The sequence below is a fragment of the Streptomyces lateritius genome, from assembly GCF_014649715.1.
Taxonomy (GTDB): domain Bacteria; phylum Actinomycetota; class Actinomycetes; order Streptomycetales; family Streptomycetaceae; genus Streptomyces; species Streptomyces lateritius.
The window spans coordinates 308,591-329,277 of record NZ_BMTO01000005.1 but is presented as its reverse complement, the minus strand read 5'-3'; the positions used below and the strand labels follow the sequence as shown (position 1 = coordinate 329,277).

At 72.0% G+C, this 20,687-nt stretch carries 19 protein-coding genes and 1 riboswitch; of the genes, 7 read left to right on the top strand and 12 right to left on the bottom strand.

All coding sequences use genetic code 11. From position 1 onward, the window contains the following. Positions 1-17: 17 nt before the first annotated feature. From IE136_RS12560 to IE136_RS12550, 3 genes are all read left to right on the top strand, one after another. The gene (locus tag IE136_RS12560; RefSeq protein ID WP_158984188.1) at positions 18-971 is read left to right on the top strand and encodes a dihydrodipicolinate synthase family protein; all 954 of its coding nucleotides are present in this window, start codon (positions 18-20) and stop codon (positions 969-971) included. Positions 972-983: 12 nt separating this feature from the next. Further along, positions 984-1,985, top strand: a complete 1,002-nt coding sequence (locus IE136_RS12555) for a proline racemase family protein (protein ID WP_189600350.1) — start codon at positions 984-986, stop codon at positions 1,983-1,985. A gap of 175 nt (positions 1,986-2,160) precedes the next feature. Further along, entirely contained in the window at positions 2,161-2,892 is a 732-nt protein-coding gene (locus IE136_RS12550) for a GntR family transcriptional regulator (protein WP_158984192.1), read from the top strand. Between the two features lie 22 nt (positions 2,893-2,914). Here the strand turns inward: IE136_RS12550 and IE136_RS12545 are convergent, their stop codons facing one another. Then, positions 2,915-3,160: an ATP-binding protein gene (locus IE136_RS12545; protein ID WP_158984194.1), complete on the bottom strand. Its 246-nt coding sequence runs from the start codon at positions 3,158-3,160 to the stop codon at positions 2,915-2,917. Between the two features lie 4 nt (positions 3,161-3,164). Next, on the bottom strand, positions 3,165-5,129 hold the full coding sequence (locus IE136_RS12540; protein ID WP_158984196.1) for a PAS domain-containing protein: 1,965 nt from the start codon (positions 5,127-5,129) through the stop codon (positions 3,165-3,167). A gap of 686 nt (positions 5,130-5,815) precedes the next feature. Further along, positions 5,816-6,003: riboswitch (cyclic di-AMP (ydaO/yuaA leader) on the top strand. Positions 6,004-6,007: 4 nt separating this feature from the next. On the opposite strand from IE136_RS12540, the gene IE136_RS12535 reads away from it, so the two are divergent. Next, positions 6,008-6,895: a LysM peptidoglycan-binding domain-containing protein gene (locus IE136_RS12535; protein ID WP_158984198.1), complete on the top strand. Its 888-nt coding sequence runs from the start codon at positions 6,008-6,010 to the stop codon at positions 6,893-6,895. Positions 6,896-6,935: 40 nt separating this feature from the next. Here the strand turns inward: IE136_RS12535 and IE136_RS12530 are convergent, their stop codons facing one another. From IE136_RS12530 to rhaI, 8 genes are all read right to left on the bottom strand, one after another. Continuing rightward, positions 6,936-7,616, bottom strand: a complete 681-nt coding sequence (locus IE136_RS12530; RefSeq protein WP_189600349.1) for a phosphoribosyltransferase — start codon at positions 7,614-7,616, stop codon at positions 6,936-6,938. Between the two features lie 61 nt (positions 7,617-7,677). Beyond that, positions 7,678-8,826 (bottom strand): CapA family protein, encoded by a 1,149-nt coding sequence (locus tag IE136_RS12525; RefSeq protein WP_189600348.1) that lies wholly within the window; start codon positions 8,824-8,826, stop codon positions 7,678-7,680. A 62-nt stretch (positions 8,827-8,888) separates the two neighbouring features. Continuing rightward, positions 8,889-9,530 carry a LutC/YkgG family protein gene (locus IE136_RS12520; RefSeq protein ID WP_158984204.1) on the bottom strand — a complete coding sequence of 214 codons (642 nt, stop codon included), beginning with the start codon at positions 9,528-9,530 and terminating at the stop codon, positions 8,889-8,891. Then, positions 9,527-10,984, bottom strand: coding sequence for a LutB/LldF family L-lactate oxidation iron-sulfur protein (locus IE136_RS12515; RefSeq protein ID WP_189600418.1), 1,458 nt, complete (start codon positions 10,982-10,984; stop codon positions 9,527-9,529). The genes IE136_RS12520 and IE136_RS12515 overlap by 4 nt, the downstream gene beginning before the upstream one ends. A gap of 107 nt (positions 10,985-11,091) precedes the next feature. Continuing rightward, positions 11,092-11,877 (bottom strand): (Fe-S)-binding protein, encoded by a 786-nt coding sequence (locus tag IE136_RS12510; RefSeq protein ID WP_189600347.1) that lies wholly within the window; start codon positions 11,875-11,877, stop codon positions 11,092-11,094. An 80-nt stretch (positions 11,878-11,957) separates the two neighbouring features. Further along, positions 11,958-13,406 (bottom strand): rhamnulokinase, encoded by a 1,449-nt coding sequence (locus tag IE136_RS12505; protein WP_189600346.1) that lies wholly within the window; start codon positions 13,404-13,406, stop codon positions 11,958-11,960. Continuing rightward, positions 13,403-15,448, bottom strand: a complete 2,046-nt coding sequence (locus IE136_RS12500; protein ID WP_189600345.1) for a bifunctional aldolase/short-chain dehydrogenase — start codon at positions 15,446-15,448, stop codon at positions 13,403-13,405. Before IE136_RS12500 ends, IE136_RS12505 begins: the two co-directional genes overlap by 4 nt. Before the next feature lie 86 nt (positions 15,449-15,534). Continuing rightward, positions 15,535-16,698 (bottom strand): L-rhamnose isomerase, encoded by a 1,164-nt coding sequence (gene rhaI / locus IE136_RS12495; RefSeq protein ID WP_158984212.1) that lies wholly within the window; start codon positions 16,696-16,698, stop codon positions 15,535-15,537. Positions 16,699-16,860: 162 nt separating this feature from the next. Here rhaI and IE136_RS12490 point away from each other — a divergent pair, with 162 nt between their 5' ends. Both IE136_RS12490 and IE136_RS12485 read left to right on the top strand, forming a co-directional pair. Further along, on the top strand, positions 16,861-17,181 hold the full coding sequence (locus IE136_RS12490) for an L-rhamnose mutarotase (protein ID WP_189600417.1): 321 nt from the start codon (positions 16,861-16,863) through the stop codon (positions 17,179-17,181). A gap of 83 nt (positions 17,182-17,264) precedes the next feature. Then, positions 17,265-17,516, top strand: a complete 252-nt coding sequence (locus IE136_RS12485) for a DUF7660 family protein (protein ID WP_189600344.1) — start codon at positions 17,265-17,267, stop codon at positions 17,514-17,516. A 17-nt stretch (positions 17,517-17,533) separates the two neighbouring features. On the opposite strand, the gene IE136_RS12480 is transcribed toward IE136_RS12485, so the two are convergent. Then, on the bottom strand, positions 17,534-18,748 hold the full coding sequence (locus IE136_RS12480) for an IS110 family RNA-guided transposase (RefSeq protein ID WP_189600343.1): 1,215 nt from the start codon (positions 18,746-18,748) through the stop codon (positions 17,534-17,536). A gap of 246 nt (positions 18,749-18,994) precedes the next feature. On the opposite strand from IE136_RS12480, the gene IE136_RS12475 reads away from it, so the two are divergent. Further along, positions 18,995-19,699 (top strand): alpha/beta fold hydrolase, encoded by a 705-nt coding sequence (locus IE136_RS12475; protein ID WP_189600342.1) that lies wholly within the window; start codon positions 18,995-18,997, stop codon positions 19,697-19,699. Between the two features lie 82 nt (positions 19,700-19,781). On the opposite strand, the gene IE136_RS12470 is transcribed toward IE136_RS12475, so the two are convergent. Further along, positions 19,782-20,681, bottom strand: coding sequence for a phosphatase domain-containing protein (locus tag IE136_RS12470; RefSeq protein WP_229818801.1), 900 nt, complete (start codon positions 20,679-20,681; stop codon positions 19,782-19,784). Positions 20,682-20,687: the final 6 nt, after the last annotated feature.

Genomic DNA, 20,687 nt, shown 5'->3' with positions numbered 1-20,687 from the left:
GACCAACCATCAGTGCCATGTCACACCTCACTCACGAAGGGCTCGACGTGACCTCCATTCCTCCCCCCGCCCAGTGGACCGCTGCCCGCCCCTGGCGCGGCATCATGGTCGCCACCGCCCTCCCCTTCCGGGACCACGACCTCTCGGTCGATCACGACGCCTATGCCGAGCACGTCCGGTGGCTGATCGACAACGGCTGCGACGGCGTGGTGCCCAACGGCTCGCTCGGCGAATACCAGACGCTCACCGCCGAGGAGCGCGCCCGGGTCGTCCGTACGGCCGTGGAGGCGGCGGGGGACGGCGCACGGGTCATGGCGGGAGTCGCGGCCTACGGGAGCACCGAGTCGCGCCGCTGGGCCGACCAGGCCGCCGAGGCGGGCTGCGGCTCGGTCCTCCTCCTCCCGCCGAACGCCTACCGCGCGGACGCCTCCGCCGTACGCGCCCACTACGCCGAGGTGGCCGCCGCCGGCCTACCGGTCGTCGCGTACAACAATCCGCACGACACCAAGGTGGATCTCACCCCAGCCCTTCTCGCCGCACTGCACGCGGACGGCCACGTCGTGGCGGTGAAGGAGTTCAGCGGTGACGTCCGCAGGGCGTACGAGATCGCCGAACTCGCCCCGGAGCTGGACCTGTTGATCGGCGCCGACGACGTGCTGCTCGAACTGGCCGTGGCGGGCGCGGTCGGCTGGGTCGCCGGCTACCCGAACGCCTTCCCGGCCTCGTGCGCGGAGCTGTACCGGGCCGCGGTCTCCGGCGATCTCGACCGGGCCCTGCCCCTGTACCGCGGCCTGCATTCGCTCCTGCGCTGGGACTCCAAGACGGAGTTCGTCCAGTCCATCAAGCTGTCCATGGACATCGCAGGCCGCCGCGGCGGCCCCTGCCGCCCGCCGCGCCTCCCGCTCACCGGTGCCGTCGAGGCCGAGGTCCGGGCGGCCACCGAGAAGGCCGTCGCCGACGGCCGGCGCTGAGAGGAGCCCACCGTGCGCACCCGTCATGTGTTCCACGCCGTCGACTCGCACACCGAGGGGATGCCCACCCGTGTCGTGACCGGCGGCGTGGGGGTGATCCCGGGGGCCACCATGGCCGAACGCCGTCTGCACGTGATCGAGCACATGGACCACGTCCGCACGCTGTTGATGTACGAGCCCCGCGGCCACGCCTCCATGAGCGGCGCGATCCTGCAGCCCCCGACCCGGCCGGACGCGGACGTCGGCGTCCTGTTCATCGAGGTGTCCGGGCTGCTGCCGATGTGCGGGCACGGCACGATCGGGGTGGCGACCGTACTGGTGGAGACCGGGATGGTCCCGGTGACCGAGCCGGTGACCACCGTCCGCCTCGACACCCCCGCCGGTCTGGTGCGGGTGGAGGTACGGGTCGAGGACGGTGCCGCGAAGGCGGTGACCCTCACCAACGTCCCCGCGTTCTGCGCCGCCCTGGACCGGGAGGTGAAGGTGCCGGGGTACGGCACGGTCCCCTACGACCTGGCCTTCGGCGGGAACTTCTACGCCTTTGTCGAACTGGACGCGCTCGGGCTCCCGTTCGACCAGGACCGCAAGGACGACCTGCTCAAGGCGGGTCTCGCGATCATGGAGGCCATCAACGCGGACGACCGGCCGGTCCACCCGGACCGGCCGGAGATCGGCGGCGTCAAACACGTCCATCTCACCGCGCCCGGCTCGGACGCGCGCCACTCACGGCACGCCATGGCCATCCACCCCGGCTGGTTCGACCGCTCCCCGTGCGGCACCGGGACGTCGGCCAGGATGGCGCAACTGCACGCGCGGGGACTGCTTCCGCTGCACCAGGACTTCGTCAACGAGTCGTTCATCGGCACCCGCTTCACCGGCCGACTGGTCGGCGAGACCGAGGTGGGCGGGGTACCGGCCGTGGTGCCGACGATCACGGGCCGGGCGTGGATCACCGGTACGGCGCAGTACTTCCTGGACCCGGACGACCCGTTCCCCGGCGGGTTCCTGCTGTGACGCCGCACGGCCGGCGCGGGTCCCGCCGGCCATCGCGACGCGAAGCCCACCTCGTGTCCCGCCGTACGTCCCCGGCACTGTCTCCCGCCGTGAAAACGTGAAATTGTACGCTGGTGCGGCGGCGCCTTCCCGCGGCAGCCGGGCGGCGTGACAAGCGGAAGTCGGAGAACGGCACATGGGCCACCTGAAGCAGAGTCATCTCATCACCACCCGCGAGCGGCTGCGCGACCAGGTGGCCCACGCCCTGCGGGCCGCACTGATCTCCGGCGAACTCAAGCCCGGCGAGGTGTACTCGGCGCCCGGCCTGGCCGAGGACTTCGGGATCTCCGCGACCCCGGTACGCGAGGCCATGCTCGACCTCGCCCGCGAGGGCCTGGTCGAGCCGGTGCGCAACAAGGGTTTCCGGGTCACCGAGGTCGACGAACGCGATCTCGACCAGTACACGGACATCCGGCTGCTCATCGAGGTGCCGACGGTGGGCCGGGTCACGCTCACGGCGGACCGCGCGGAGCTGCGCGCGCTGCGGCCGATCGCCGAGGAGATCGTGGCGGCGGCCCGAGCCCACGACCTCATCGGCTACCTGGAGTCCGACCGGCGCTTCCACCTCACGCTGCTCGGCCTCTCCGGCAACGAGCGTCTGGTCGAGACCGTCGGCGATCTGCGCAAGCGCTCCCGGCTCTACGGTCTGACCGCGCTGGACGAGCGCGGAGAGCTGCTGCCCTCCGCCGAGGAGCACCTGGAGCTGCTCGACCTCATGCTGGCCGGCGACGCGATGGGCGCCGAGGCCTGCATGGTCCGCCATCTCAGCCACGTGCGCTCCCTGTGGGCGCGGGACGACTCCCGTACGGGAGCGGTCGGACCGGCCGGGAGGACCGGGACGGTGGGCAGGCCGCGCGGCCGCCGCTGACCGGCGGCGGGCGGGCCGCGCGTCAGTCGTCGAGCGAGGTCTCGGCCCACACCGTCTTGCCCTGGTCCGCCCAGCGCACGCCCCACCGTTCGGACAGTTCTCCCGAGATGAAGAGACCGCGACCGCCCTCGTCCCCGGCGCGGGCGTGGCGCAGGTGCGGGGCGGTGGAGCCGGCGTCGGAGATCTCGCAGGTCAGGGTCTGATCGGCCCGGTTACGGATGAGCCGGAGGCGGATCGGTGGTGTGCCGTACTTGATCGCGTTCGTCACCAGCTCACTGACGATGAGTTCGGCGGCGAAGGTCGACTCCTATGCCCCACTGTTCGAGGCGGTGGGTGGTGCGGCGGCGCGCTCCGGAGACGGAGCTGAGTTCGGGCGTGATCTCCCACGACGCCACGTCGTCCGGGTCGAGCGCTCTCGTGCGCGCCACGAGCACGGCCGCCTGGTCGAGGGGCAGTTGATAGAGGGGCAGTTCGTCCAGCCGTAGCTCACCGGGCGCCCCCGACACCGTGGCGTCCTCGGGCAGGCTGCCCGAGAGGAGAAGCAGCGTGCTGCCGAGCGGCAGCGGGAACTCGTCCGCCGCGAACGGCGGTCCCTCCGCGCCCAGTACGGCGGACTCCTCCAGCGGCGAGGGCCGCCAGGACCCGTCGGGCAGGCCGACGAGGAGGCTCTGACGACCGGCCCGGGCCATCGCGCAGGTCTCCGTCACCGGATCGTGGACGGCGTACACGCACTGGGCGGTCAGCCGCCCCTCCTCCCCGAACGTCGTGCGTTCCTCGTTGAGGCGGTGGGTCGTGTCGTCCAGCCGGGCGAGGAGCTCGTGCGGATCGAGGTCGAGCGCCGACAGGGCGTGGACGGCCGCCCGGAGTTGCACCATGGCCGCGGTGGCTTCCGGGCCGCGGCCGTCGACCTGTCCGACCGTGAGGGCGACGCGCGCGCACGCCAGGGGGATGACGTCGAACCAGGCGCCCCTGCCGCGACCGGTGGGCAGATAGCGGTGGGCGGTCTCCAGGGCGGCGAGTTGTCCGTCGCTCCGGTCGCGGGGCGCGGGCCGGAGCAGGTTCCCCTGCAGGGCGAGCGCCACCGCATGGGCGTGTTCGTACCGTCGGGCGTTGTCGACGCAGACGGCCGTGTGGGCGGCGAGGTCCTTCGCCAACCGCATGTCGTCCTCCTCGAAGGGGTCCGTCCGACGGGGCCGGGCGAAACAGGCGACACCCAGGAGGACTCCCCGGACGGCGAGGGGCACGACGAGCGCGGGGCCCGCCGCCCCGGCGGGTACGAGCCGTGCCGCGAGCCGGTCGGCCGGGCCCCCGAACATGTCCGGGTCGAAGACGGCGCCCACCGCCGGGAGGTCCTCGGAGTCCTCCGGCAAGACGGCGGAGCACCGCATCGTCGGGTCGCGCTCGGGGTGCGTCTCCGAGTCCGGGCCGCGCAGGACGGCGTCGCTGAGGGCGACCGCCGCGACGTCGCCGAGCGAGGGCACGGCGGTCCGGGTGAGTTCCTGGGCACACTTCAGGGGGTCCAGACTGCGTCCGATGCGTTCGTGGGCGCGGTGCAGGACGGCGAGGCGCTGCTGGGCGCGTTCGCGGGCGGTGACGTCGACGGCGGCGGCGACCAGGCCGAGGGGCCGGCCGGTGGCGTCCTCCAGACGGAACACGGACGCGGAGAAGACGTGCTCGCGCCGCGGGTCGGCGAGCGGGTGACCCCGGAGCTGCTTGTCGAAGACCGGGACCCCCGTGGCCAGGACGTCGCGGGCCGTGCTCTCGATGGACAGGGGATCGTAGCGGGCGTAGATCTCGTGGAGCGGGCGGCCGACGATCCGCTCCTCGGGGATGCCCCGCATCCCGACGGCCACCGAATTGACCCGCAGGACGCGCAGGTCCGTGTCGAGAACGTGCAGGCCGACCGGGGACTGGGTGAACACGGCTTCCAGGACGCCGGAGCGCATACCTCCGGGCAGGGGTCCGGCCGCCCACAGGCCCCAGCGTCCGGGCCCGCCCTCGGCCCGTACCGGCCCGACGGTCACTCCCTCCCGCAGGGTGCGGGAGTCCACCCGCGCGAAAAGGTCCGTCACGGGGCGGCCGACGATGCGGGCGCGGTCCACGCCCAGCAGCCGCTCGGCCGTACGGCTCCATTCGAGGACCACGCCCCGCTCGTCGAGGACGGCGAGGGGGCCCGCGCCGGGCCCTTCGCGCGCGCCGCGGCCGCCGTGTCCCGCGTGCTCTCCACGCTGTGTCATCGCGCCTCGCAGTCGGCGTCAGCGGGCAGCTGCCTCGACGCAGCCTAGCCGCGCCCCGCGACGGCGGCATCCCTGCCGGCCAGGAGGGCCGACCGGACGAGAGCCGGGGCGGTCCGGGCGGGAAAGCCACGGCGGAACGACGGGTTCTTCGACCACGTCCCGCCCGCCGCCCGCCGCGCCTCCCGGCCTCCCGGACGAGTACATCGACGGCGTGCCGGTCGGCCTCGGCTTCCGTGTCCCCATGATCGTCATGTCCCCCGTGGACCCGGGGCGGCCCGGGGCGGGGGGCCGGGGAGGTACGACATCTCGATGAGGGGGCCCGAACCGCTTCCCGCGCCGCGCACTTGGTCCCGGCGCCGCACCGGCCCCATCGAGACGGACGCCCCGAGCGGGGCTGAGATCCGCGGGGAAAAACTCGAAGGCAAATCAGGCACAACTCACCAAATAGGACAGATGCGCTCCTCCTAACCCTTCCTTCTCCATATCGCCCATCAGTGGTGATGCATGACGATGACCGACATTCCCTGCCGGTGACATGAATCACCCTCAGGTCAATCCGAGGCCCTCACCCGACCGCACCCCCTTGCACCTCAAGGAAGTTCGGAGCCAGGGAAAGCGGGACGTGAATAACAGCCACTCACCGTGTCTTGTTTCCGTCGGCATTTCTCGCCTACGGTCACCTTCATTCGGACGGATCGCCGAATCCTGCCACCGTCCGAAAACCCGATCATTACACCCGTCGGCAGGAGCGGGGGACCCAGGTATTCCGCCGGTCCGGATTCCCCGGAGCGGCTCGGGGTGAAGTCGCACGTGTGCGGCCGGGCATCTCCAGCCCGAACCCGACAGCTCACCCCGCAGGCGCCGGAGAGGAATCCCACATGCCCGCACACGGTAAGCACCGGCGCCCCAAGACCCGTCCCCGTCCGCTCAGCCGCGGAATCGCCCTGGCGAGCACGGGTGGCGCCGCCCTCGCCCTGCCCCTGGTCGCCACGGCCGCCGCCCACGCCACCCCCGCGAAGGCTCCCGCGGTCGCCACGGAGAAGACCGTCGTCAACACGGTGGAAAAGATCAAGAGTGCAATTCCCGCCGGGCGGGATTCGGTCCGCAAGACGTACACCGTCGTATCCGGTGACTCGCTTTCCGCGATCGCTCAGGAACAGCGTCTGCGGGGTGGCTGGAAGGCTTTGTACCGGGCCAATCGAAGTGTCGTCGGTGACAACCCGTCACTTATCCACCCCGGTCTCGAACTGACGATCCGCCCGCTGACCGTCACCGCTCCGAAGACGGACCCGAAGCCCGCCGCGAAGCCGAAGACGAAGACCACGGCGAAGCCGAAGGCCAAGGCGTCGAAGGACACCGGCACCACCACCGACCGGGCCAGCCGCTCGCAGCAGCGGACCGCCCCCGCGGCTCCGGCCGCCGCTCCGGCCGCCGCGAAGAGCTACACCAACGACCTCGACGGCTGGATCCGGGAGTCGCTGGACGTCATGGCGCGGTACGGCATCCCCGGTTCGTACGAGGGAATCCACCGCAACATCATGCGCGAGTCGTCCGGCAACCCCCAGGCCATCAACCTCTGGGACTCCAACGCCGTCAAGGGCACCCCCTCCAAGGGTCTCCTCCAGGTCATCGAGCCGACGTTCCTCGCCTACCACGTGCCCGGCACCTCGATGGACCTCTTCGACCCGGTCGCCAACATCACCGCCGCGTGCAACTACGCCGCGGACCGGTACGGCTCCATCGACAACGTCAACGGGCCGTACTAAACCCCCACGGCGTTCACCTGCCGGCGAGGACCTGTGGCGTTCAGCCCCGCGGGTCCTCGTCGGCCTGGCGTGCCGCGCCGCCGTGCGCGGCGTGACCGCGGTCCAGGCAGGCGATGACCTCCTCGTCCGCGGTCTGGGAGAAGTCCGTGTAGAACTGGCCGATCGCGTAGAAGAACTCCGGCTCCCGCACGGCCACGGCCTCGTCCACCTCTCCGCCCAGCCGGGCCGGCCAGCCGTGGGGCGCGACCGGCACCGCGAGCACGATCCGCGCGGCCCCCCGCGCGCGGACCACCCGGCAGGCGGCGAGCGCGGTCGCCCCGGTGGCCAGGCCGTCGTCCACCACCACGGCCGTGCGGCCGTCGAGCGGGACCGGCCGCCGCGCCCCGCGATAGCGCCCCACACGCTCCCGTAGCACCCCCTGTTCCCGCTCCTCGACGGCCGCGACATCACGGTCGGAGACTCCGGTCTCCCGCAGGACCCGGTCGTTGACGACCCGTACGCCGCCCTCGCCGATGGCACCCATGGCCAGCTCGGGCTGATAGGGCACACCCAGCTTGCGTACGAGACAGATGTCCAGGGGAGCGCCGAGGCGGTCGGCGACCTGTTCGGCCACCGGCACGCCTCCGCGGGGCAGTCCGAGGACCACCACGTCCTGGTCCCTGAGATGTTCCAGGCGGGCGGCGAGCTGCCGTCCGGCGTCCGTGCGATCGGTGAAGTACATGTCCCGCTCGTCTCCCTGCTCCGCAAGGGGCGCACCGCCGGGCCCGGGTCGTGTCGTCCCGCTAGGCGGGCGAGGCGACGAGGGTTCCGTCCTCGTCGAGGTCGACGTGCGCGCCGTAGGGCCGGCTGTGCCGGCCGAGAACGTCGTGCAGCCACCGCGCGTCCCGGCGGGAGGCGTGCTCCAGCCTCATGCGGCGGGCGCGCAGGGGAATGATGCGTACCTCCTGGAGTGTGCCGTCGGGGGTCACCGTGGGGAGGTACAGCAGACGCAGGTCGTCGCGGTACTGCTCGTACCCCGTGATGCCCTCGTAGTCGTTGATCAGGTCGCCGCAGCCGTGCAGGACGAGCCGGCCCCGGTAGACCTCCAGTGGCCGGGGGTGGTGCGAGGAGTGTCCGTGCACGATGTCGGCGCCGTTGTCGATCAGGGTGTGGGCGAAGTCGACGTCGGCGCGTGAGAGGGCATAGCCCCAGTTCGAACCCCAGTGGACCGAGACCACGACGATGTCGCCCGGTTTCTTGGCCTCCCGCACGCGGGCGGCGAGGCGGGCGGCCGTGGTGCCGGTCGGCGAGGCGGCGAAGTGGACTCCGCCGCGCCGTGCGGTGGCGGCCCAGTCGCGCGGGATGCCGCTGGATGCCATTCCGATGGCGTACACGACGACGCGAACGCCGCCGGGGAGGTCCACGACCGCGGGCCGCTCCGCCTCCTGCGCGTCCCGCCCCGCGCCGACCGTACGCAGACCCGGTCCCATGCCCGTCCCCGGCCCCGTGTCGGTCGGCGCGACGCCGTGCAGCGCGGCGAGGGTGTCGTCGAGGCCGCGCCGGCCGTGGTCCAGTACGTGGTTGTTGGCCAGGACCGTCACATCGGGACGGACGGCCGCCAGACTCGGCAGATTGTCCGGGTGCATCCGGTAATGCACCGCCTTGCCTGGCGCGAACTCGTGGTTCACGGTCACGGCCGTCTCCAGGTTGACGATCCGGACGTCGGGTGCGGCCTCGGCCAGAGCGCCGAGCGCGACACCCCACGGGTAGGCGTAGTCGACGCGGTGGGGAATCGGGCCGCTGACCGACTCCGCGAGGGCCACGTAGCTCCGGGCGTCGTGCACGAAGCGCTCACGCAGAGCGGGATCCCCCGGATGGGGAAGGATCTGGTCCACCCCACGGCCGAGCATCACGTCTCCGCAGAGGAACAGTCCGACCGGGTCACTGCCCATACACCCAGGGTAGGACGCGGGCCCGGGGCGGAACGCGCACCGGGCCGGTGCCCCTCGGGCGTTCACCCGGCCAGGATCACCTCCAGCCGGCGCGGGCCGTGCACTCCCTCGACCCGGTCGAGCTCGATGTCGCTGGTCGCGGAGGGCCCGGAGATCCACGTGAGGGGCCGGGTGGGGTCGATTCGGCCGAGTGCCTGCGGCACGGAGGAGACGACCTGCTCGGGAACGCGTACGACGCAGATGTGGTGGTCGGGGACGAGGGTGATGCGGCGGCGGCCCTGGTCAGGACCTCCGTCGAGGACGAGGGTGCCGGTCTCGGCGACGGCCACCGCGCAGCCGGTGACCACACTGGCGATCCGGTCCAGCTCTCGCGGGGTGTCCTCGGCCCGGTCCTGGATCTGCTCGGCCGCGCTCGCCGCGAGCCAGTGGGGCGGCAGGCCCCTCGGGACCAGCACGGAGCGCGTGCCGTGCTCGGCGAGGAGGCGGGCGAGCAGCTCCGGGAGTCCGGCCTCGTCGGTGCGGTGCACGATCGCGCGGTAGTCGGCGAGGTTCTCGGCCAGCAGGTCGACGGTGTCGGCGAGGGTCCGCTCGCCGTGCTCCTGCCGGTAGCCGCGCTGGACCGCCCGCTCGTACGGAAGGTCGTCGGCGGGTACGTCGGTCAGGGCCGCGCGCACCCGGCCGAGAATCAGGTCCCTGCTGCTCACCGCAGGCCGTCCTTTCCGCCGTTCGTCCGCTGCCACCAGTCCCGGAACGGTTCCGGGGGCATCGGCGGCAGGTCTCTGGTCGCGGTCCACGCCTTCCCCGGCCCTGGCAGCGTGCGCGGGTGCAGCCGCCGGGTCCGCGAAGCCAGCCGCTGGCCCGCGCGCAGGACACCGGGGTGGGTGGAGGCCCAGCGGGCCGCGCGCATCGCCGCCCGCTCGGCCGCGTGCCCCCGCGCGGGCCTGATCACCGTCTTCGTACCGCCGCGGGTCACCGGGCCGCCCTCGACCACCCGCTCGCGCAGGTGGACGAGCACCTCGGGGATGTCGATGGCCACCGGGCACACGTCGTAGCAGGCGCCGCAGAGCGAGGAGGCGTACGGGAGGGAGGCGTCGATCTCGCTGCCAGTGCCCCGGAGTTGGGGGCTGAGGATCGCGCCGATGGGGCCGGGGTAGACGGATCCGTAGGCGTGGCCGCCGGCCCGTTCGTACACCGGGCAGATGTTGAGGCAGGCCGAACAGCGGATGCAGCGCAGGGCCTGGCGGCCGACCTCGTCGGCGAGCGTGTCGGTACGGCCGTTGTCGATCAGCACCAGATGGAAGGACCGTGGGCCGTCCTCGTCGGTGATGCCGGTCCACATGGAGGTGTACGGGTTCATGCGCTCGGCCGTGGAGGAGCGGGGCAGGGTCTGCAGGAACACCTCCAGGTCGCGCCAGGTGGGCACGATCTTCTCGATGCCGACGACCGAGATCAGCGTCTCGGGGAGGGTCAGGCACATGCGGCCGTTGCCTTCGGACTCCAGGACGACGAGGGTGCCGGTCTCGGCGACCATGAAGTTGGCGCCGGAGACCCCGACCTTCGCTCGCAGGAACTTCTCCCGCAGGTGCAGGCGCGCGGCCTCGGCGAGGGCGGCGGGTGCGTCGGTGAGGTCCTCGGGGGCGGGCCTCCCCCACGCGCTCATCTCGCGGGCGAAGATGTCGCGGATCTCGTCGCGGTTTCGGTGGATGGCCGGGACGAGGATGTGCGAGGGGCGGTCCTTGCCGAGCTGCACGATGAGTTCGGCGAGGTCGGTCTCGTAGGCGTGGATGCCTTCGTCGGCCAGGGCCTCGTTGAGGCCGATCTCCTGGGTGGCCATCGACTTGACCTTGACGACTTCTGTCTCGCCGGTGGCCTTGACGAGATCCGCGACGATGCGGTTGGCCTCCTCGGCGTCGATGGCCCAGTGGACGGTGCCGCCCGCGGCGGTCACCGAAGCCTCCAGCTGTTCCAGGTAGCGGTCCAGGTGGCGCAGGGTGTGGTCCTTGATCTGCCGTCCCGCCTCGCGCAGCGCGGCCCAGTCGTCGAGTTCGGCGACGGCCACGGCACGCTTGTCGCGGATGGTGTGGGTGGCGTGCCGCAGGTTCGCGCGGAGCGTGGTGTCGCGCACGGCGTCGCGTGCCGCCCGGGGGAACGACGGCATGCCGACGAAGGCGGGGGCGTCGCCCGGCATGGGCGCGGGCGTCGGCGCCTCGGCGAGCGCGGGCGGGGGCGCGTCGGCGTGCGTCGGCGGGGGCGCCTTCTCGTCACTCATGACCGGCTCTCCTGTGGCTGGGTCTCCCATGGCAGGGGCTCTGCTTCCGTGCTCGCCAGGATCTCCGCGAGGTGCACCGGCCGCATGCCGACCCTGAGCCGGCTCATCGTGCCGCCGATGTGGGTCAGGCAGGAGTTGTCGGCCGCGCACAGCACCTCGGCGCCGGTCGACACGGCGTGTCGTACCTTGTCGGCACCCATCGCGGCCGACACGTCGGCGTTCTTCACGGCGAAGGTGCCGCCGAAGCCGCAGCACTCCTCGGCGCCGGGCAGCTCGCGCAGTTCGAGTCCCTTGACGGCCTGGAGGAGCCGGAGCGGCCGGTCGGCCAGGCGGAGTCCGCGCAGACCATGGCAGGTGGGGTGGTAGGTGACCGTGTGCGGGTAGTACGCGCCGACGTCCGTGACGCCCAGGACGTCGACGAGGAACTCCGTCAGCTCGAAGGTCTTCGGCACGACGGGGGCGACGGCCCGGGCGAGCGAGTCGCCGCGGCCTTCCGCCCGCGCCCGGGCTCCCATGCGCGGGTACAGCTCGCGCACCATCGACCCGCACGAGCCGGAGGGCGTCACGATCGCGTCGTACTCCCCGAAGACGTCCGCGAAGCGGCGGGCGAGCGGTTCGGCCTGGTGCCGGTAGCCGGTGTTGTACTGCGGCTGCCCGCAACACGTCTGTCCCATCGGGAAGTCGACGTCGACGCCGAGCCGATTGAGCAGCGTGACCACGGCACGTCCGGTGTCGGGGAAGAGCGTGTCGTTGACACAGGTGAGGAAGAGAGCGACACGCATAGCGGCTCCTTCGTATCGGGCGGTCGGCGCGCCGGTGTGCCGGGGCGTGTGGTCCCCGTCCGCCCGGCGCCGGTCGATCATCACACGGCGAGCCGTGCGGCGGCTACGTCCCAGGGCGCCCGGTCACCGCGCGGTTCGTAGCGCGGGAGCGACTGGGTCCGGGAGAGCAGTTGCCGCGCCGCGGGGCGTTCGCCGACGAATCCCTGGGCGCGGGCCTGCACGAGGACGTTGCCGAGCGCCGACGCCTCCGCCGGCCCGGCGACGACCGGCAACCCGCAGGCGTCGGCCGTGAGTTGGCACAGCAGCTCGTTGCGGGCGCCGCCGCCGACCACGTGGACGACGTCGACCGGGTGGTCGGCGAGACGCTGGGCTTCCTCGATCGCTCGGCGGTGGGCGAGGGCGAGGGAGTCGAGGATGCAGCGGGTGAGGCCGGCGCGTGTCGACGGCGGCTGCTGCCCGGTGGTGCGGCACGCTTCCGCGATGCGCTCCGGCATGCGGCCCGGGGCGAGGAAGGCGGGGTGGGCGGCGTCGACGACCGCGCGCGGCCCGGGGATCGAGGCCGCTTCGCGCAGCAGCGCCGGCAGGTCGGGGTCGCCCCAGTCGCGCAGGCACTCCTGGAGCAGCCAGAGACCCATGATGTTGCGCAGGTAGCGGACGGTGCCGTCGATGCCGAGTTCGTTGGTGAAGTTGGCGGCGCGGCTCTCCTCGGTGAGGACCGGCGCGTCGAGTTCGAGGCCGGCCAGGGACCAGGTGCCGGTGCAGATGTACGCGAACCGCTCACCGTTCGTCGCGGGGACGGCGGCCACGGCGGACGCCGTGTCGTGCGAGGCGACGGTGGTGACCGGGACGGGGCCGGTCAGTCCGGTCGCCTCCAGCACGGCGGGCGACAGGAACCCGGCCGGGTCGCCGGGCCGGCGCAGTGCCGGGAAGATCGAGAGGTCGACGCCGAGGCGGTCGGCGAGGGGGCGCGCCCAGTCGCGGGTGCGCGGGTCGATGAGCTGGGTGGTGGAGGCGTTGGTGAGTTCGGTGCCCTGCTCACCGGTCAGCCAGTACGCGATGAGGTCGGGGATCAGCAGCAGGCGCCGGGCCGCGGCGAGTGGGGCCGTGCCCTGGGCGGCGACGAGCTGATAGAGGGTGTTGAAGGGGGCGTGCTGCAGTCCGGTGGTGGCGTAGAGCTCCTCGGCGGGAATCGTCGCCCGGACCTTCTCGGCGATGCCCCGGGTGCGGTCGTCGCGGTAGTGGACGGGGTTGCCGAGCAGGTTCCCGTCGGTGTCGAGGAGGCCGTAGTCGACGGCCCAGCTGTCGATGCCGACGGACGCCACCCGGCCCGCCGCGCGCAGTCCGTCGAGGACGCCGGTGTAGAGGGCGAGGGCGTCCCAGCGCAGGCCTTCGGGGAGAAGGACGGGGCGGTTGGGGAAGCGGTGGGCCTGGGTGAGTTCCAGCGTGTCGGGGCCGACGCGGCCGACCATGACCCGCCCGCTGGAGGCGCCCAGGTCGACCGCGGCGAACGCCTCGGCGCGTCGGCTCATCGCAGGAAGGCCGCGGCGACGCCGGCGTCGACGGGGACGTGGAGGCCGGTGGTGTGGGTGAGATCGCCGCCGGTGAGGGCGAAGACGGCGTTCGCGACGTGCTCGGGAAGGACTTCCCGCTTGAGGAGGGTGCGCTGGGCGTAGAACTCGCCGAGCTTCTCCTCCTCGATGCCGTACGTGGCCGCGCGCTGGGCTCCCCAGCCTCCGGCGAAGATGCCCGAGCCGCGGACGACGCCGTCGGGGTTGACGCCGTTGACGCGGATGCCGTGGGCGCCGAGCTCGGCGGCCAGCAGGCGCACCTGGTGGGCCTGGTCGGCCTTGGTGGCGGAGTAGGCGATGTTGTTCGGGCCGGCGTAGACGGCGTTCTTGGAGGCGATGTAGACGATGTCGCCGCCCAGGCCCTGATCGATCATGATGCGGGCCGCTTCGCGGGAGACGAGGAAGGAGCCCCGTGCCATGACGGCGTGCTGGACGTCCCAGTCGCGCGCGGTGGTCTCCAGGAGCGGCTTGGACAGGGAGATGCCCGCGTTGTTGACGACGAGGTCGACGCCGCCGAAGGCGAGGACCGTCGCGTCGAGGGCGGCGGCGACGCGCTCCTCGTCGGTGACGTCGACGGTGACCGCGACGGCCTTGTCCGGCCCGCCGAGTTCCTCCGCCACGGCGGCGGCCTTCTCCCCGTCGAGGTCGGCGACGACGACGCAGGCGCCCTCGGCGGCCAGCCGGTGCGCGATCGCCCTGCCGATCCCGCTGCCCGCGCCCGTCACCAGTGCGACCCGGGTCGCGAGCGGCTTGGGCGCGGGCATGCGACGGAGCTTGGCCTCCTCCAACTCCCAGTATTCGATGCGGAACTTCTCCGACTCCTCGATCGGCGTGTACGTGGAGACGGCCTCGGCGCCCCGCATCACGTGGATGGCGTTGACGTAGAACTCGCCGGCCACCCGGGCCGTCTGCTTGTCCTTGCCGAAGGAGAACATGCCCACGCCCGGGATCAGGACGATCGCCGGGTCGGCGCCGCGCATGGCGGGCGAGTCGGGCCGGGCGTGCCTGGCGTAGTAGGCGGAGTACTCCTCCCGGTACGCGTCGTGCAGCACCCGCAGCCGTGCGACGGCCTCGCCGACGGGGGCGGTGGACGGCAGGTCGAGGACGAGCGGCCGGATTTTCGTCCGGAGGAAGTGGTCGGGACAGGAGGTGCCGAGGGCCGCGAGGCGCTGGTGTTCGGCGCGGGCGAGGAAGTCGAGGACTGGCGCGGAGTCGTCGAAGTGGCCGACCTGGGGGCGGTCCTGGGAGGCGAGCGCCCGGATGTGCGGGGCGAGCGCGGCGGCCCGCGCGCGGCGCTCGGCCTCGGGCAGCGGCTCGTACCCCTCGACGACCGGCCCGAACGGCTCGGGCCGTCCCCGCTCGGCGAGGAAGGTCTCGGCCGTGCGGACGATGTGGAGGGAGTTGGCCTCGCATTCCTCGGAGGTGGCGCCCCAGGCGGTGATGCCGTGGCCGCCGAGGACGCAGCCGATCGCCTGCGGGTGGGCGGCCTTGACCGCGGCGATGTCCAGACCGAGCTGGAAACCGGGGCGGCGCCAGGGGACCCAGACGACGCTGTCGCCGAAGCAGTCGGCGGTCAGCTTCTCACCGTCGGCGGCGCAGGCGAGGGCGATACCGGAGTCGGGGTGGAGATGGTCGACGTGCGGGGCGTCGACGAGGCCGTGCATGGCGGTGTCGATGGAGGGGGCGGCGCCGCCCTTGCCGTGCAGGCAGTGGTCGAACGCGGCGACCATCTCGTCCTCGCGCTCGACGCCGGGGTAGACGTCCCTCAGGGCGCGCAGGCGGTCCAGGCGCAGGACGGCGAGCCCGTCCGCGCCGAGGGTGCCGAGGTCGCCGCCGGATCCCTTGACCCACATCAGCTCGACGTCCCGGCCGGTCACGGGATCGGGACCGCTGCCCTTCGCGGACGTGTTGCCGCCCGCGAAGTTGGTGGTGCGCGGGTCGGCGCCGAGGCGGTGGGAGCGGGCGAGCAGGGCGGCCGCTTCGGGAGGAAGGGCGGAGGGCATGGGAAGTCCTTCGGGGGTGGTCGTGGCGGGTCGCAGGCGGGGCGGGTGCCGGGCGGGCAGCGGCGAGGCGGGGCGGGTGGGCGGGGTTACGCGCCCCAGCCGGCCTGCTGTCCGCCGACACGCTCGTCGGCGATCTTCCGTGCCCAGCCGGAGCGGTGGTAGGCGGCGACAGGGTCGGGGTCCAGGCCCTGGTCCTCGCGGACCTCGGCCAGCAGCGGCCGTACGTCGGTGTTGTACGCGTCCATGAGGACCGCGTTCGCCTCGAGCACGTCACCGGACCGCTGGGCGGCGGCGAGGGTCTCCCGGTCGACGAGCAGGGCCTTGGCGGTGGCCTCCTGCACGTTCATCACCGAGCGGATGACCGCCGGGATCTTCGCCTCGATGTTGTGGCACTGGTCGAGCATGAAGGCGGTGTCCGGGGTGAAGCCACCGCCCCGGATGACCTCGTACATGATCCTGAACAGCTGGAAGGGGTCGGCGGCGCCCACCATCAGGTCGTCGTCCGCGTAGAAGCGGGAGTTGAAGTCGAAGGCGCCGAGCTTCCCCGCCCGCAGCAGTGTGGCGACGATGAACTCGATGTTGGTGCCCGGCGCGTGGTGTCCGGTGTCCACCACGACCCGCGCCTTCTGCCCCAGGGTGAGGCAGTGCGCGTACGCCGTGCCCCAGTCGGGCACGTCGGTGGTGTAGAAGGCGGGCTCGAAGAACTTGTACTCGAGCAGCATCCGCTGCTCGTCGCCGAGCCGGCCGTACACCGCGCTCAGGGCCTCGGCGAGGCGGTCCTGGCGCGCCCGGATGTCGTCCTGGCCCGGGTAGTTGGTGCCGTCCGCGAACCACAGCTTCAGGTCGCGCGAGCCCGTCGCGTCCATGATGTCGACGCACTCGAGCAGGTGGTCGAGCGCCTTGCGGCGCACTTTCGCGTCCGGGTGGCAGATGCTGCCCAGACGGTAGTCGTCGTCCTGGAAGGTGTTGGAGTTGATCGCGCCGAGCTTCAGGCCGCGCTCCCCGGCGTACGCGGCGAGCGCCGCGTAGTCCTCCACCCGGTCCCAGGGGATGTGCAGCGAGACCGTCGGGGTCACGCCGGTGAACTCGTGCACCTTCGCCGCGTCGTCCAGCTTCTCGCGCGGGGTGCGGGGAACTCCCGGCTGGGCGAACACCTTGAAACGCGTGCCGGAGTTCCCGTACGCCCACGACGGCGTCTCCACGGCCTGGGTCCTCAGGGCGTCCTTCACTGCGGGAAGGGCGTCGGTCATGCGGGCTCCTACGGCGACAGCAGCGTGTGAAACGATTCAGACGCCAGAAGTTATGAGTCGCCCACACCCCTGTCAACCCCATTGACCCGCCCTCGATGAGGCGTTTAGCGTCGCCGGAGTGTGCGTATGAAACCTTTCATCAAGGACTCGGAGGCGGCATCGATGCAGCGCGTGTGTTTTCTGCTCAAGGTGCGTGCGGACCGCGTCGCCGAGTACCGGGTCCGGCACGCCACCGTCTGGCCCGAGATGCTCGACGCGCTCTCCGCCTCGGGCTGGCACAACTACTCCCTCTTCCTGCGCGAGGACGGCCTGCTCGTCGGCTATCTGGAGACGGAGGACTTCGAGAGGAGCCGGCGCGCGATGGAGGCCACCGAGGTCAACGCCCGCTGGCAGAAGGAGATGGCACCGTTCTTCGAGTCCCTCGACGGCACGCGGCCCGACGAGGCGATGAAGTCTCTCGGCGAGGTCTTCCACCTGCCCTGAGGGGGTACGTCGCCCGCCCCGCTGATGCTCCTATTGGTCGTCAAGCGTGGGGGCGCTTGCCGGATGGGAGGTACCTTCACTCCATGTCACTCACTCCCGACAGCGAGGTCAGCAGCCGCGACGAGCTGGTCGCCTTCGTCCGAGAACTGCATCAGGACTACCTCCGCCGGGGGAACGAATGGGAGAACCAGAGCCTCGATCACTTCCTGGAAGCCCTGGCGGCGTGGATGGATGCCTCGCCGGGCTGGTACCGAAACTTCGGGAAGGAGCTTCCGGAACAAGGGGATTGGACCTTCCTGGCCAGAGCCCTTCAGGCCGCCACCGTCTATGAGTGAATCCACTTCTGGAGCGGTCAGGCCGCGGTGAGCCAGTCTCGGTAGGCGTCTGCGAGGTCGTCGTCGCGGCGTGTGCCGCGTTCGATGCAGGAGATCACGGCTGGCCAGACGCCGAAGTGTTCGGCGACGGTGGTGAGGGTGATGTTCTTGGCCTGGCGTGCCGGGCGGAGGTCGGAGACGTCCGGGACGCTGACCGGTGTGGTGAGGTAGCGGAAGATCTCCCGGGCGATCGCCCGCTTGAGCAGGCGGATGATCTCCTTCTTCGTGCGTCCGGCGGCGGTCTGCCGGGCGACGTAGTCGCGGGTGCGGGCGTCGCTGGACATACGGACGAGGGCGACCCGGTAGAGGGCGGCGTTGGCTCTGCGGTCGCCGCCGCGGGAAAGGCGGTGACGGTTGGTCCTGCCGCTGGAGGCGGGGACGGGTGCGACGCCGCAGAGGGCCGCGAAGGATGCCTCCGTGCGCAGGCGGTCGGGGTTGCCTCCGGCGGTGACCAGGAGCTGAGCCGCAGTGTCCGGACCGACACCGAACGCCGCGCGAAGGCCGGGGTTGTTCTCGGTGGCGGCGGCGTCCAGGGCGGCGGTGAGGGTGTCGTGTTCTGCGGTCAGGGCCTGGACCCGGCGGGCGGGGGTTTTCAGCGCGGTCAGGAGGGCGACGCGCGGTCCGTCGCCAGTGGGACGAAGCCGGGAGAGGGCATCGACCTGTGTCTTGCCGCGCAGGGCGGTGTACTTGACGCGGATGTCGTCCGGGGCGGTGATGAGGATGTGTGCGATCTGGTTCAGGGTTGCGGTGCGGGCCTTGACGGCGGACCGGGCGGCGTTGTGTAACGCGCGTATGCCGCTGACGGTGTCGTCCTTCGGGATCACCGATGCGCGGCCGGACAGGGCGGCGCGGGCGGCCGCATAGGCGTCGATGGGATCCGACTTGCCGATCCGGCGCCGTTCGGCCTTGTCGGGCCGGTTGACCTCGACCACGGTGAGGCCCGCGCGGCGGGCAGCGCGGGTGAACCCGAGGCCGTAGGAGGAGGTTCCCTCGACGCCGACGGCGGTCACCGTGCCGTGGGCGTTCAGGAACGCGATCGCCGCGGCGTATCCGGCTGCCGTGGTGGGGAACTCGGCGTCGGCGACGTGGCCGCCCCGGTCGGTGATGACAGCGACGTGGATCGTGTCCGCGTGGGAGTCCACTCCGCCGAACACCGCATCCAGTTCGGTGGTGGGCGTGATCGTCACTGTCATCCTGTCAGCTGCCTTCCCTGGTCTGCGGTGACGCCGGCCGGGTGGGTCAGACAGGACATTGAGGGGGCCTCTGGCCAAGCTCCTATCAGGTCATGTTCCACCTGGCCGGAGCCATGGAGAACGGGTCCCGGCGGACGGACAGAACAGTCGCAGGACAGCCCAGCAGGGCGTCAGTCAGACCCTGAGCCACGACCACCGGAACCCGCTACGAGTATCAATGTCAGACCCCTCGGATACGTTGCCGGCATGACGGATTTCGTACTCGTGGCAGGCGCGTGGCTCGGCTCGTGGGCGTGGGACGAGGTGGTGCCGGAGTTGCGGGCGGCCGGGCACGGCGCCCACGCGGTCTCGCTCTCCGGGCTCGCCGAGAGGCAGGGCGTGGCGGCAGGGCAGCAGACGCACGTTCAGGACGTCGTGGACGTGGTCGAGCGCCTCGATCTGCGCGATGTCGTCCTCGTCGGGCACAGTTACGCCGGGATCCCGGTCGGTCAGGCCGCCGAGCGGATCGGCGACCGGCTGTCCCGCGTGGTCTTCGTGGACTCCAACGTTCCGGCCGACGGTGAGTCGTTCGTCTCCGCCTGGCCCGACGGCCGGGCGACGGTGGAGGCCTCGATCGCCGCGAACGGCGGTTTCTGGGCGCCGCTCGCGGCGGACGACTTCCAGGGCCAGGGCCTGGACGAGGAACAGATCGCCCGGATCGTCGGCGGATCGACCCCGCACCCGGGCGCCACGCTGACGGAGCCGGCCGTGCTGGCCGGACCGCTCGGTGAGCTGCCGGTGACGTACGTCAAGTGTCTGCTCGACGGCGCCGAGCCGAACGGCGACGTGGCCGTGCTGCTGAAGAGCGAGCGCTGGCGGCTGGTCACGATGGAGACCGGACACTGGCCTATGTTCTCCCGGCCGCGCGAGCTGGCCCGCGTCCTCCTGGATGCGGCGTCGCCGGGGGCGTGACGACACATGGCCGGGATGCCCATGGTCCCGAGGTACCGGCCGGCTCCCGGTGGGGGTGGGAGGCGGCCGGCCTCGACTCGGTCTAGAAGTTGCCGTAGTTGACCTGCCAGGTGGGCAGGCCCATGCGGCGCCAGACGGCGACCACCCGGTCGCGGTCGTCGAGCGAGACGCGGACCGCGTAGCGGTGGCGGACATGGGCGTCGAAGAGCTCGGCCTTCACGATGTCGTCGCTTCGGCCGTCGTCAGAGGCCCGCATCCACAGCTCGTCGTACGGCACTTCGTGCCGGGCGAGCCACTCCTCCGTGATCCGCCGGTGGTCCTCGCTGCGCCCCGACAGCAGCACGATCGTGTCGTTCTCGGCCGCGCGGAACGCCCGCAGGGCCTGCCGCACCGAGACGTTGAGCAGGTCGAGGTCGCAGCGGGTGAAGTCGTACGGTCCCCGATCGCCGCGCAGGGCGAGGGTGCCGTCGATGTCGCACATGACGGCCGAGGGCAGGGCCGGGTCGGCCACGTAGGGCTCGGCGGCCGGCTGGGCGCCCAGCCACTCGGCCGTCAGCCGCCAGCCGCCCCGGGTGGCCTTCGCGTGCTTGTCGGCGAGGATCCGGATGATCTCCTCGCCGACGGACCGCTCGCGCGCGGCGTCGCGCCGTACGCACTCCTCCACCGGCACACCGGTGAAGTCGTGCACGACGAAGCTCGCGCCGAGGCCGGTGACGGCGGCCTTGAGACGCTTGGGAATGTGCGGGGTCAGGTGCGTGTTGTCGACGACCACGTCGAAGCCGCCCTCGACGGCCGACCGGACGGCCGCGTCCTGGATGTCGAGGACGGTCCGTTCGTGCGCGTGCGAGCGGCCTCGCTCGGGGGCGGGGACGTCGAGCATGGTGCGCAGGTCGTCGAGGTTGACGCGGCGCAAGCGCCCCTCGGAGTCCGCCTGCAGCCGCCGGGCGGCGGTGGTCTTCCCCGAGGCGGGGAGTCCCGTCATGACGTG

Coding starts and splice junctions, on each gene's coding strand:
- IE136_RS12560 (WP_158984188.1), top strand. CDS start 18: ATGTCACACCTCACTCACGAAGGGCTCGACGTGACCTCCATTCCTCCC.
- IE136_RS12550 (WP_158984192.1), top strand. CDS start 2,161: ATGGGCCACCTGAAGCAGAGTCATCTCATCACCACCCGCGAGCGGCTG.
- IE136_RS12540 (WP_158984196.1), bottom strand. CDS start 5,129: ATGACACAGCGTGGAGAGCACGCGGGACACGGCGGCCGCGGCGCGCGC.
- IE136_RS12535 (WP_158984198.1), top strand. CDS start 6,008: ATGCCCGCACACGGTAAGCACCGGCGCCCCAAGACCCGTCCCCGTCCG.
- IE136_RS12530 (WP_189600349.1), bottom strand. CDS start 7,616: ATGTACTTCACCGATCGCACGGACGCCGGACGGCAGCTCGCCGCCCGC.
- IE136_RS12525 (WP_189600348.1), bottom strand. CDS start 8,826: ATGGGCAGTGACCCGGTCGGACTGTTCCTCTGCGGAGACGTGATGCTC.
- IE136_RS12515 (WP_189600418.1), bottom strand. CDS start 10,984: ATGCCGTCGTTCCCCCGGGCGGCACGCGACGCCGTGCGCGACACCACG.
- IE136_RS12510 (WP_189600347.1), bottom strand. CDS start 11,877: ATGCGTGTCGCTCTCTTCCTCACCTGTGTCAACGACACGCTCTTCCCC.
- IE136_RS12505 (WP_189600346.1), bottom strand. CDS start 13,406: ATGAGCCGACGCGCCGAGGCGTTCGCCGCGGTCGACCTGGGCGCCTCC.
- IE136_RS12500 (WP_189600345.1), bottom strand. CDS start 15,448: ATGCCCTCCGCCCTTCCTCCCGAAGCGGCCGCCCTGCTCGCCCGCTCC.
- rhaI (WP_158984212.1), bottom strand. CDS start 16,698: ATGACCGACGCCCTTCCCGCAGTGAAGGACGCCCTGAGGACCCAGGCC.
- IE136_RS12490 (WP_189600417.1), top strand. CDS start 16,861: ATGCAGCGCGTGTGTTTTCTGCTCAAGGTGCGTGCGGACCGCGTCGCC.
- IE136_RS12485 (WP_189600344.1), top strand. CDS start 17,265: ATGTCACTCACTCCCGACAGCGAGGTCAGCAGCCGCGACGAGCTGGTC.
- IE136_RS12480 (WP_189600343.1), bottom strand. CDS start 18,748: ATGACAGTGACGATCACGCCCACCACCGAACTGGATGCGGTGTTCGGC.
- IE136_RS12475 (WP_189600342.1), top strand. CDS start 18,995: ATGACGGATTTCGTACTCGTGGCAGGCGCGTGGCTCGGCTCGTGGGCG.
- IE136_RS12470 (WP_229818801.1), bottom strand. CDS start 20,681: ATGACGGGACTCCCCGCCTCGGGGAAGACCACCGCCGCCCGGCGGCTG.